The organism is Thermodesulfobacteriota bacterium, from assembly GCA_031082315.1.
In the GTDB taxonomy this organism is placed as follows: Bacteria; Desulfobacterota; QYQD01; order QYQD01; family QYQD01; genus QYQD01.
In genome coordinates, this window is sequence record JAVHLC010000007.1 from 80960 (window position 1) to 92827 (window position 11868).

General features: G+C 48.8%; 8 protein-coding genes and 2 tRNA genes. 8 read left to right on the plus strand and 2 right to left on the minus strand.

Annotated elements, in window-relative coordinates; genetic code table 11:
* Positions 1-363: 363 nt before the first annotated feature.
* A tRNA-Pro gene (locus RDU59_07875) sits at positions 364-440 on the minus strand.
* 529 nt (positions 441-969) lie between these two features.
* On the opposite strand from RDU59_07875, the gene RDU59_07880 reads away from it, so the two are divergent.
* The 3 genes from RDU59_07880 to RDU59_07890 all read left to right on the plus strand — a co-directional run bounded on the left by RDU59_07880 (position 970) and on the right by RDU59_07890 (position 3630).
* Positions 970-2052: an ATP-binding protein gene (locus RDU59_07880; protein ID MDQ7838397.1), complete on the plus strand. Its 1083-nt coding sequence runs from the start codon at positions 970-972 to the stop codon at positions 2050-2052.
* Positions 2036-3385: a sigma-54 dependent transcriptional regulator gene (locus RDU59_07885; protein MDQ7838398.1), complete on the plus strand. Its 1350-nt coding sequence runs from the start codon at positions 2036-2038 to the stop codon at positions 3383-3385. The genes RDU59_07880 and RDU59_07885 overlap by 17 nt, the downstream gene beginning before the upstream one ends.
* Before the next feature lie 171 nt (positions 3386-3556).
* A tRNA-Gln gene (locus RDU59_07890) sits at positions 3557-3630 on the plus strand.
* Between the two features lie 140 nt (positions 3631-3770).
* Here the strand turns inward: RDU59_07890 and RDU59_07895 are convergent.
* Positions 3771-6395 (minus strand): PAS domain S-box protein, encoded by a 2625-nt coding sequence (locus tag RDU59_07895; GenBank protein ID MDQ7838399.1) that lies wholly within the window; start codon positions 6393-6395, stop codon positions 3771-3773.
* Positions 6396-6911: 516 nt separating this feature from the next.
* On the opposite strand from RDU59_07895, the gene RDU59_07900 reads away from it, so the two are divergent.
* From RDU59_07900 to RDU59_07920, 5 genes are all read left to right on the plus strand, one after another.
* Entirely contained in the window at positions 6912-7652 is a 741-nt protein-coding gene (locus tag RDU59_07900; protein MDQ7838400.1) for a hypothetical protein, read from the plus strand.
* Positions 7649-8293, plus strand: a complete 645-nt coding sequence (locus RDU59_07905; protein MDQ7838401.1) for an ATPase — start codon at positions 7649-7651, stop codon at positions 8291-8293. The genes RDU59_07900 and RDU59_07905 overlap by 4 nt, the downstream gene beginning before the upstream one ends.
* Positions 8294-8367: 74 nt before the next feature.
* On the plus strand, positions 8368-9852 hold the full coding sequence (lysS, locus tag RDU59_07910; protein MDQ7838402.1) for a lysine--tRNA ligase: 1485 nt from the start codon (positions 8368-8370) through the stop codon (positions 9850-9852).
* A gap of 28 nt (positions 9853-9880) precedes the next feature.
* Entirely contained in the window at positions 9881-11134 is a 1254-nt protein-coding gene (locus RDU59_07915) for a lipoprotein-releasing ABC transporter permease subunit (GenBank protein MDQ7838403.1), read from the plus strand.
* 25 nt (positions 11135-11159) lie between these two features.
* Positions 11160-11867, plus strand: a complete 708-nt coding sequence (locus tag RDU59_07920) for an ABC transporter ATP-binding protein (GenBank protein MDQ7838404.1) — start codon at positions 11160-11162, stop codon at positions 11865-11867.
* Position 11868 lies beyond the last annotated feature (1 nt).

The following is an 11868-nucleotide window of genomic DNA, read 5'->3' on the forward strand; positions in this document are numbered from 1 at the left end:
ACACCTAACGTGTTACAAGCGTTCTAATTGTTCGAGTCGTTCGAATGTTTTTTGACTTTTGACTTTTGACTTCTGAAAGCTGAACGCTGATAGCTGACAGCCTTTTTAGATTGGAAACATGATCGACTGCCATAAGTGCAAACACTACTATGTGACCTGGGATAAAAACTTTCCGCACGGGTGTCGGGCCATGAATTTCAAAAGCCAGGAGTTCCCGTCGCAAGTAGTGCAAACAAGCTCAGGAACGTCCTGTCTCCTGTTCAAGCCCAAGGACAAGGCCCGGACATCAAACCGCGGATAAGCGACCTTCAAAAGCACAAAAAAAGCGGCCTATCTGGTGGATAGACCGCTTTTCGAGAAATCTGGTCGGGACGAGAGGATTTGAACCTCCGGCCCCCTGAACCCCATTCAGGTGCGCTACCAAACTGCGCTACGTCCCGATTTTTTACCGTGAGCATTATTTAACACCTGGGCTGGAAGGTGTCAAGTTTTTAAGCGCCCGGAGTTTCCTTAGTTTTTTAGGGAACCCCTGTGTTTCTGAGCGAAACTTACCGGAGTCCGCCTACGGCGGACCGCAGACGGATCGAGGGCACGTAGGGACGTTGACATTGACTTTTACCCTGTTTGTTATTAGATAGTGTCCATCTGGGAAGCAGAAATCGCACCTGGAAGGTGCTCCTACAAAAGAAGAACGCGACGGGGTTCCGAAGGGGAACTAGATAGAATGTGACATTATTAGCTGGTTGAAAACATTGGATTTCAAGAGCCTGGAATACTACAGATTCTTAAATTTGGAACTCAGGAACTCATGAAGAAAAATACTATTCTATTCCTGATTTCTTGATTTCCGGATTCGTTCATATAAGTGGTAACACTTTAGGCTTTATAACTCAAAGACCCGCCTCTGGAGGGGCATCGCATTTACGACAGGCTTTCGAAAATCTAAATTGTTACGATAGAACAAATCCGATGGAGATTTCTGATAAAAGTTTTCGCCGATTTTTTGAAGAGGCCCCGGAGATGCTTTTTATAGCGGACAGGGAGGGTCGATTGCTGGCTGTAAATCCCTATGGCGCCAGCCTCCTTGGATATGCCTCACCGCAGGAACTACTGGCCGTGGGGTCAATCCATCAATTATCTTACTATCCGCAGGATGAGAAGGATTTTAGAAAAAGGATCGAGCAGGAAGGTTTTATACGTAATTATGAACTTACGCTCAGAAAAAAGGACGGCGGCAAGATCTCCGTCTCTTTGACCGGGAATGCCATAAGGGATGGAAGCGGTAAGGTCGTCGGCTATGAGGGGATTGTCAGGGATTTCAGTGAACGCAAAAGGCTGGAGAAACAGCTTTTACATCTGGAGCGACTTGCGGCCATGGGTAAGCTTTCCGCAGAGCTGGCGCATGAGATTAATAATCCCCTGGGCGGCATACTGATGTACGCGAAACTGGCCCTGGAAGACCTGCCTGAAGGCGATGCCCAGGCCCAGCGTCTGGAGAAGATTTCCAGATTAGCGACCCGTTGCCGTATGATTGTGCGCGGGCTCCTTGATTTTGGCCGCAGTGACACGGCCGAAAGGGAGTGGGTGGATATCAACCAGGTTATCCTCGATATGTTCGACCTGATTTGTGACCACATCCTCTTCAGGCCGGTTCGCGTAGAGATGAAGCTGGGCGAGAATCTGCCCCGGGTATGGGGAAATCGCAGCAATCTGGAGCAGGTAGCCTTAAATATGATGATTAATGCGGCTGAGGCCATGGAAGGGCAGGGGACCTTAACGATTGAGACCGGATATTCGAAGGAAGAGTCTAATTTTTTCATGTACTTTAAAGATACCGGGCCGGGTATAAGCAAGAAAAACCTGAACAAGATATTTGAGCCCTTTTTTACGACGAAAAAACGTGGCAAGGGGACTGGACTGGGCCTTTCCATCAGTCACGGAATCATCCGGAAGCACGGGGGATCGATTCAGATCAACTCCAGACCAGGAGAGGACACGACATTTATCATCCAACTGCCGGTAGGAAAAGATAACCATGAGGATGCGCGGTAAGATACTAATTATCGACGATGACGAGGCCATCCGCGACGGCTGCTACCATGCCCTCTCCAGGGAAGGTTATGAGGTGGGCACGGCTGCCACCGGCCGGTCTGGCTTGAAGGCATTCGAAGAGTCTTCCTTTGATCTGGTTCTGCTGGATATGAGGATGCCGGATATGGGCGGCATGGAGGTGCTTAACCAGATCAAGGAGCAGGACCCGCAGGCGGTGGTAATTGTTATTTCCGGCTTTGGCACTATACCTTTGGCGGTAGAGGCCATGAAATCCGGGGCCTATGACTTTTTCCCAAAGCCTTTTGAGCCGGACGAGCTTCGCATACTGGTAAAACGGGCCATGGATACCAGGCGCCTGGCCATGGAGAATATTTATCTGAAACAGGAGCTTAAGAGTAAAGAGGGTACGCCCCGCATTGTCTATCAAGGCAAGGCGATGTCCAAGATCATCCGTATGATGGAACTAATAGCGCCGACGGACAGCACCGTACTTATAACCGGTGAGAGCGGAACCGGAAAGGGACTGGTGGCCAGGCAGATCCATGAGATGAGCCAGCGCAGTAAAAATCCCTTTGTGGCCGTGGATTGCGGAACACTGGTGGAAACCCTTTTTGAGAGCGAACTCTTCGGGCACGTCAAAGGCTCTTTTACCGGTGCAGAGGCTACCAAGATCGGCAAATTCGAGCTGGCGCAAGGCGGCACTATCTTTTTTGATGAAATCGCCAATATCAGCCTGGATGTCCAGGCCAAGCTGCTCAAGGCCGTAGAAGAGAAAACCATATCCAAGGTCGGCAGCCATCGTTCCATTAAAGTAGATGTCCGTATTATTGCGGCTACGAACAAGAATCTCGATGGGGCCATCCAGCGCGGGGCATTTCGCGAGGACCTTTTTTTCCGCCTGAACGTCATGCCCGTATATCTCCTTCCTCTTCGTGAGCGTAAGGAGGATATTCCGGTATTGGTCCTGTATTTTCTGGAGAGACTTGGCGCCAAGTATAAAAGAGACGGCCTTTCTATATCTGATGAGGCATTGAAGTCATTGATGAACTATAATTGGCCGGGTAATGTGCGGGAGCTGGAAAACACGCTCGAACGTGTGGTTATCCTGACCGAAAAGCCGACCTTGGACGTCCATGATTTTATGTATGCCGGGTTGCCGGGTTCCAGCCCGTCACTATCTGCCGGTTCTTACGCCCTTTCCGATATGGAGCGCAATCATATTGCGCACGTATTGCATCGCTATAAAGGGAACAAGTCCGAGGTAGCCAGGGCGCTGGGCATTGATCGTAAGACCCTCCGCGAGAAGATAAAACGCTACGGCCTGTCTGATTAAGGTCAGGGCTGTTAAAGGTCGGAGCCCAATTTGTCCTTGACTTTTCCCGGTTTTTTCCTTAATTAATGAAGCTCCCTGCAGCCCACCAAGGTCGGACTTGGATGGCAAGCAGCGGGGAATGCGCTCGCTGTGCATGTTCACGGCGTAAGCCATAGGATAATATAATATTGTTGGGGGATCGTCCAGCGGCAGGACGGCAGACTCTGGATCTGTCTACCGAGGTTCGAATCCTCGTCCCCCAGCCATTTAAAATCAGAGGGCTATCCACCAAAGGCGGATAGCCCTTTTTAGTTTTTGCGACTCTACGGATACCGACGAAGACAACTTTTAACCAAACGCTGTCACAATATATAGTAAGTTGTCATTTCGGGTGGAGCACTATAGCCTATTGCTTCTCCAAAATCTCCCTTATCTTACGAGACAGTGCTTTGATATTAAAGGGCTTCTGAATAAAACCATTACAGCCACGTTCCAATATCCCGGCTGCCTGGCCCTCAATACTGTACCCACTTGATAGGAGTACCTTTATATTGGGGTTAATCTCCTTCATGCGGTCATAGGCTTCACCGCCACCCATGTTGGGCATTACTATGTCCAAGACAACAATGTCTATGTCATCCCGATTGTTTCTATACACATCAATAGCCTCTTTTCCATCCCTGGCTATCAGTACTCTGTAGCCCATGACCTTCAGCAATTCTTGACCTACTTCCAGGATTACCTCTTCATCGTCTACCAGGAGAACGGTTCCCGTTCCCTTGACAAGTCGCTCAGCAGCTTTGGTAGTTCTCCGGGCTTTTTTTTCTGATACAGGCAGATAAATACTGAAGGTAGTACCTGCCCCTTTCTCAGAATCGACATCAATATATCCGCCATGGCCCCTGATAATGCCGTAGGCAGAAGCCAACCCAAGACCTGTACCCCGGCCCAACTCCTTGGTCGTAAAGAACGGATCAAAGATGCGCTCCATGGTTTTTTTATCCATCCCTATGCCTGTGTCAGTAATTGTTAACCGAACATAGTGGCCCGGGCTTAGATCACCCAGGTTGCGCTTCATATCTTCATGGGTCGCATTCATGGTTTTCAAGATAAGGGTTCCCACGCCAGGCATGGCATCTGCCGCGTTGACATACAGGTTCCACAACACCTGCTCAATTTGGTTCTTGTCTGCCTCAACGGTAAATAAATCCTCTGGAAGCTCTCGATGAATCGTAATCTCCTTTCTGGTTCTGCCAAAAGCCTCAGAGCTTTCTTTTACCAGTTCGTTGAGATTAAGAGGCTTGACCTCATATCTTCCCTTCCTGGCGTATCCAAGAAGTTGCCCGGTCAGTTTAGCCCCGCTTTGAACCTGTTTTTGGATGCTTTCTATCCTTTTGTAATGTGGATGATCCGGGTCGATGTCTAGGAGTATTAAAGAAGCATTTCCCTGGATACCCATGAGCAGGTTGTTAAAGTCATGAGCAATACCTCCAGCCAAAGTACCGATGGCTTCCATCTTCTGGGCCTGGAGTAGTTGAGCCTCGAGACGCTTGAGATGCGTCAGGTCAAGAAATATTGTAAGGATGAATGACTCTCCTGCAATCCGAATTAGTTTGGAAAACATGAGTGTATTGATAATCGAGCCATCCTTGGCACTGTAATCCATTTCCAATCCATGGATCTCTCCTGATTCCTGCAACTTCCTTATGAAGTTATCCCGCTTATCCCTCGAGTAAAACAATTCTGTGGTAGTCCGGCCAAGGATCTCTTTCACGGTATATTTTGTCAGCTCACAAAATTTGTCGTTAACCCCAATCAATCTCCCGCTGGATACATCGGTGAGCGCTATCGCTTGGGGGGACAAATCAAACAGTGTTCGGTACCGTTCTTCGCTCTCCTGCAGGGCCTCCCCTGCTCGCTTGCGCTCGAGGGCGTTCCCGATAAGCTCTGAAGAGGTGCGCAGAATCGCCAAATCATCGTCAGTCCATGCCCCGGCTTCCCTTACATTGTCAAAGCCTATGAATCCGGCGATTTTCCCTTTAATATTGACAGGCAATACCAAGAACGATTTGATGTTCTGACGTTCCAGCATTTCCTTTTCGGCTTTTGCCTCCGCAGGCATGGTTGAAACATCCTGGATATTAAGGACTTCTCCCTTATGAAGTTTCCTCGTCCACCAGGGAAACATCTCGGAAGGAAGATTTTTGAGATTATCTATTTCTGAAGTCACTCCTTCGGCACACCATTCATGAGTGTTTTCCATGATGGCCCCATCTTGACGGAAAAGAAAGAGATAAGCCCGGTCCGCACCGCTGAGTTTCCCCATATCGGCAAGTGAATCATTAATGGCATCATCAAATTTGGAAACATTGATTAATCGCGAAGATATAGCGGAAACGACTTTTTCAGATTGAAGCCTGCGCCTTATGGTTTCCTCCGCTCGCTTCCGCTTGGCGATTTCGAACTCTAACTGTTTATTTTTGTTGGCCAAATCGGCGGTGCGCTCTTCGACACGGCGTTCCAACTCCTCATGAGTCTTTTTCAGCGCCTGCTCAGCCTGCTTGCGCCCGGTGATGTCTCTTGCTATGCCACATAAGCCAACAATGTTACCGGCGGTATCCTTCATCGGTACTTTTATGACGTGGAAGGTTGTCAAAACATCTTGCACAGGTTTTGTGTGCTCTTCTTCCACAACTTCCCCCTGGAGTACACGACGGTCTATCTCATTTATATGTTTTCCCGCATCGTTCCCGAAGAGTTCCTCATCGGTTTTTCCTAATAGCCCCGAAGCTGGAACACCAAATAGCCTCTCCATGGCCGTATTCACAAACTGATACTTACAGGAACCGTCCTTAATGAAAATTGAATCCAGGGCGGTATTGACAATAGTCCGGAATCGCTCTTCGCTTTCTCTCCATGACTGCTCTGCCCGCTTGCACCCCTCTCCTGACGCTTCCAGTTCAGGTATCCGCTGGCGCAGTTCTAGCAATTCATTCAGCAGTTGCTCTTTTGTCTTATCTTCATCTTTCATTTTGCGACTCCCAGATTAGCCAACAATTTCAGTTCGCTATTTCAAGGCAGGTTCGGTTTGAAGCTCCCCGCAGTCCGCCTTGGGCGGACGGGGGATCTCCGTATGCAAGGTAAAATGCATCGTATTCGCTCGCTAATCCCGCTGCAAGCAGCGGGGAATGCACTCGCTATGCATGTTCAAATAGTTTCTCATAATATCGGCGATATCGTCAACATCCTACAGGGTTCACACTTACGCAATCATTTCGTCCTACGCAGAGGAAGGGCTTAGGTAGACCGACAAATAAACGTTGTGGTTATTTCTTCAGCTAAAAATTATGTATAGCTTGCCGATATCTAAAACTATCCAAAAGTTAGGATATGATATGGTTGTCAAAACATCAACGATTTTTTGTCTTATCTATCTCTGACCATGTATAGTTACCAATAGGCATTCAACCTTCCATTAGACCAACTTTTGTTTATTTTTTCTTAATTATTGGTTATTATTCTGATCGAAATCCTTGGGGATCGTCTAGTGGATATAAACGTTGGAATAGTGGGTATGCCTCCGAGGGAGGTTATGTTCCGCCTTAAAGGGGAAGGCGCGAAGATTTATGATCTTGATGCCCTGCATGTAAAACCTGACCTTGAGATTACGGCTTCGTATATACCACGGGTTTATTGTGCCATCCTGCGCACGGTCTTGACCAATGCCAAGAAGATGTCTTTAGATGCCATTTACATAGATGTGGGCGAGGGAAAGTGCAGCGGGGCCCTTTATCTTGCTGATATCTTGAAAGTAGAACTTAATATCCCGATTATTCAGACACGCAACGAAGATAAGACGCGTTTCGGTAACCCTGTCTGCGAGAGCGACCTGCCTTTGGTGGAAAAAATGGAGCTGATAACGCAGAGTGTGTTAGAGCCGGAGGCAATAAAAAATGATCTGGTTCGATGTGAGCCGGTGGCCGGATTCTGGGGCGTACCGCCGAGGGACTTTTCTATTTTAACTCTGTTCCCAGCGCGCACCCATGTCTTTGGCTGGACGAGGTGTATGGAGAATAAGACCCCGGCTGATGCAGAGTTGGAAAAAATAGCCAACCCTGATGTCCCTACCGTATTCTTTGCCCAGTCTTTTTGTCAGAAGACGGCCTTAGCCTATTATCTGGCCAGAAGACATCCCTGTGGACTCTATGTGGATGCTGATGTATATATGGGGCACAGCACTAGGTCAAAAGTTCAAGCATTTCTTGAGCTAAATGGAGCAATAAATTGATATTAGGCGATTTTGGCACATCATATACAAAATTATGGGATATAGAAAAAGAACCTGTCCCGCGCATTGTGCGCAGTATGGATATAGCTGGCGGTCTCCGTACTACGTTGGCCACCGGCCATAATGGGGCGCGGTTCGGAGAACGCTACGTTAATGAGCTTACGGCCCTGGCCCGCGGCGCGAAGAGGCTGATTAAAGAGGACGATTTTGTCATCCTGGATTGCGGCAGCCGGGACCTGAAATTTGTGAGTTTCAGCGGGGATAAGGTCAGGGATACGGGGTGGAATGCCGAGTGCGGGGCCTCCCTTGGGTTTACCATAGAATTACTGGAGAGGTATTATGATCTCGATCACCGCCGAATGTCCGTGCCATCTACCCACTTATCAGTGACCTGCGGGGTGCTGGGCCTCAGCCACATCTTTGATGCCATTATTCAGGGTGCCAGGCCGGAAGAGGCGGTGGCCTCTTTCATTAAAGGCATCGCCCTAAACGCCTACCGTTTTGCCGGATCCCCACCCAAGCTTTACCTCTCCGGCGGCCTTTCTGAGAATACCGTCTTTGTCAAAAGCATGCCCTGTGAAGTGGTTGTTCTGGGACGATTTGTCCTACTTGAAGGGCTGCGCTATATAGCCTCTATTTAGCTTGACTATTCAAAGAAAATAAATTAGTTAATTAGGTTTGACGGTCAATTTTTTTGTTCAATACGGTGCGAGAAGTGGAAGATTTTAACAAGCTTATAGAGCAGAGACAAAAAAAGGCCAGTGACCTGAAAGAAATGGGATTTCTCCTTTATCCCAATAACTTCAGGGTCAAGGACAGGATAGGGGACATAATATGTAAATATGCCCAGGTTAATGATCTGCCCGGCGAGGATCAGAAGTTCGTTATAGCCGGCCGGATGATTGCACTGAGGGACTTTGGAAAGAGCATCTTTACCCATGTCCAGGACGGGAATGGAAAGATTCAGGTCTATTTGCGGAAGGATGTCCTGGGTAGTGAAAGTTATGAGGTGTGCAGGCGTCTGGATATCGGCGATGTTGTGGGTATTGAAGGGACAACTTTCAGGACTAAAACCGGCGAATTGACGATTCTGGCCCGGAAACTAAACCTTTTGACCAAATCACTCCGTCCTTTACCGGAGAAGTTCCATGGCCTTACGGACGTGGAAACGCGCTATCGCCAGCGGTATGTCGATTTAATGGTCAATCCCCAGGTACGGGAAGTCTTTTTGAAACGTATCCGGATAATCCAGGAAGTGAGGAATTTTCTTGCTGAAAGGAGTTTTCTGGAGGTTGAGACGCCGATGATGCAGCCCATTCCCGGTGGGGCCACGGCCAAACCATTTAAGACCTATCATAATGCCCTCGATATGGAGCTGTACCTGAGAATCGCCCCGGAGTTATATCTGAAACGCCTGGTCGTGGGCGGATTTGAAAGGGTTTTTGAGATTAATCGCAACTTTCGTAATGAGGGCATCTCTATCCAGCACAACCCCGAATTCACCATGCTGGAATTTTATCAGGCCTATGCCACGTATGAAGATCTGATGGCCCTTACCGAAGAGATGTTTTTCATGCTGGCCGGTAAGATTTGTGGTCAGCCGGTCATTTCTTACCAGGATTATAAGATAGACTTCACCCCTCCGTGGAAGAGGTATGCATTGAAGGATGCCCTGGTGCAAGTCGGCGGGTTGAAGGATGAGCTTCTTCATGATGAGGCAGGGGCCAGGGCCTATGCCGTTTCCCTGGGTATTAAACTGGGTGAAAAAGACGGCCTCGGCAAGACGCTCGTAAAGCTCTTTGATCATCTGGTGGAGCCGAAGCTAATCCAACCAACCTTTATCTATGCCTATCCTTTGGAGGTCTCTCCGCTTTCCCGAAAGAATGAGGCGGATAACGAGGTGGTAGATCGTTTTGAACTGTTTATCGCCGGCCGGGAGATGGCCAATGCCTTTTCCGAGTTGAATGACCCGGTTGATCAACGGGAGCGGTTGGTTAAACAGATAATGAACAGGGATACGGTAGATGAGGACGAGGAAATCGTCCCTATTCTGGATGAGGATTTTCTCCGGGCCCTGGAGTACGGCATGCCCCCTGCGGCCGGGGAGGGGATCGGGATAGACCGGCTGGTTATGCTTTTTACGGATTCACCTTCTATCCGGGACGTAATTCTATTTCCGCATCTGCGTCCTGAGCGTTAAATTCATAGGTTATGGCCTGCGACCAAGTATGAACTTTGAATGGTTTATCGGCCTTCGTTATCTGAAGGCAAAGAGAAAGCAAACCTTTATCTCGGTGATTACCTTTATTTCCGTGGCCGGGGTCATGGTCGGGGTAATGGCCCTGATAGTCGTTCTGGCGGTTATGACCGGATTTGAAGAGGATCTGAAGGGTAAAATACTGGGCCTTAATGCCCATGTCCTGGTGCTTAAATATGGTGATTCCATTGGGGATGTAAAAGGGCTGCAGGAAAAGGCAGAAAAGACAAAAGGGGTAGTGGCTACTACTCCTTTTATTTATTCTCAGGCCATGCTGAGCTCGCAGCTCGGGGCCTCAGGCGTGGTCTTAAGAGGAATTGATCTTAAGTCATCCAAAAAGGTCATCAATCTGCATCGATACATGGTCGAAGGTTCATTGGAAAATCTGGAGATTCCTTCCGGGCAGAAAGCGCCGGGGGGAAACACAGAAGGGACTCCGGGTATTATAATCGGCAGGGAACTGGCCAAAAATCTGGGTGTGATAAGGGGCGACCGGGTACAACTTATGTCCCCGACCGGCATGATTACGCCTGTGGGGGTCATACCCAGGATGGAGGCCTTCAGGGTAGTCGGTATATTTGATTGTGGCATGTTTGAATATGATTCTTCGATGGCCTTCATATCCCTGAGAGCGGCCCAATCTTTATTGGGTTTAGGCGGCAGAATAACCGGCCTGGAGGTAAAGGTAGCAGATATCTATAAGGCCGACCAGGTGGCTGCCGCTATCAACAACACGCTTGGTTATCCTTACTGGACCAGAGACTGGATGAAGATGAATAAGAACCTTTTTTCGGCCTTAAAACTGGAAAAGATAGCCATGTTCATAATCCTGGCCCTGATTGTCCTGGTGGCGGCCTTCAACATTGTCAGTACGCTGATAATGGTGGTTATGGAGAAAAACAAGGATATAGCCATCTTAAAGTCTATGGGCGCTACGCGGAAGAGCATCATGAAAATCTTTGTCATGGAAGGGGTAATTGTCGGCTTTACCGGGACCATACTTGGGATTATAGGTGGTTTTGGCCTCACGAGCCTGCTTAAAAAATATAAGTTCATTAAATTGCCCAGCGATGTTTATTACATATCCACCCTGCCGGTAAAGGTGGAGGCGCTGGATGTGGCCTTAATTTCATTTGCGGCTATAGTTATCAGTTTTTTGGCTACCCTTTATCCTGCCTGGCAGGCTTCAAGGCTGGAACCGGCGACTGCCTTGAGATATGAATAGCAAGGGCTTGCTCACCGGCTTCTCCATGGGCCAGGGAACCGGACCGGTCATAGAGGCCCGTAACATCCACAAATCATTTGCCACAGACGGGCAAAGGATAGAAGTGCTGAAAGACATCGACCTGACTGTAAAGGTTGGAGAGTCTTTGGCCATAGTCGGCGCTTCCGGGGTAGGCAAGTCCACACTGTTACACCTTCTTGGCACCCTGGAACTACCGGATAGCGGCAGTATTCTTTATAATGGACTGGATGTATCGAAGTTAACTGACGAGGATCTGGCCGCCTTTCGAAACAGATATATAGGCTTTGTTTTTCAGTTCCACCACCTTTTGCCTGAATTTACCGCTATTGAAAATGTGATGATCCCGGCCCTTATCGCCCGCCAGGAGAAAAAGAGCGCCTGCGCCCTGGCCGAAGACGTTCTTTGTGAGGTCGGGTTAAAAGACCGCCTGAGGCACAGGGTTGGAGAACTTTCCGGAGGTGAGCAGCAGAGGGTGGCCCTGGCCCGGGCCATTGTCCTGTCCCCCCGGCTCCTTCTGGCAGATGAACCCACAGGGAATCTGGATGCAAAAACAGGCCAGAAGGTACACGATCTTATCTTGAGCCTGGGGGAAAAGAATAATATGGCCACAATCGTGGTAACCCATAATCTGCGGCTGGCCCAGTGCATGGGACGCTGCCTGACTATAGTTGACGGACGCCTGGAACAATCTGATCCCGGGAGATTTTCTTGAT

Coding starts and splice junctions, on each gene's coding strand:
- RDU59_07915 (MDQ7838403.1), top strand. CDS start 9,881: ATGAACTTTGAATGGTTTATCGGCCTTCGTTATCTGAAGGCAAAGAGA.
- RDU59_07885 (MDQ7838398.1), top strand. CDS start 2,036: ATGAGGATGCGCGGTAAGATACTAATTATCGACGATGACGAGGCCATC.
- RDU59_07880 (MDQ7838397.1), top strand. CDS start 970: ATGGAGATTTCTGATAAAAGTTTTCGCCGATTTTTTGAAGAGGCCCCG.
- RDU59_07895 (MDQ7838399.1), bottom strand. CDS start 6,395: ATGAAAGATGAAGATAAGACAAAAGAGCAACTGCTGAATGAATTGCTA.
- RDU59_07920 (MDQ7838404.1), top strand. CDS start 11,160: ATGGGCCAGGGAACCGGACCGGTCATAGAGGCCCGTAACATCCACAAA.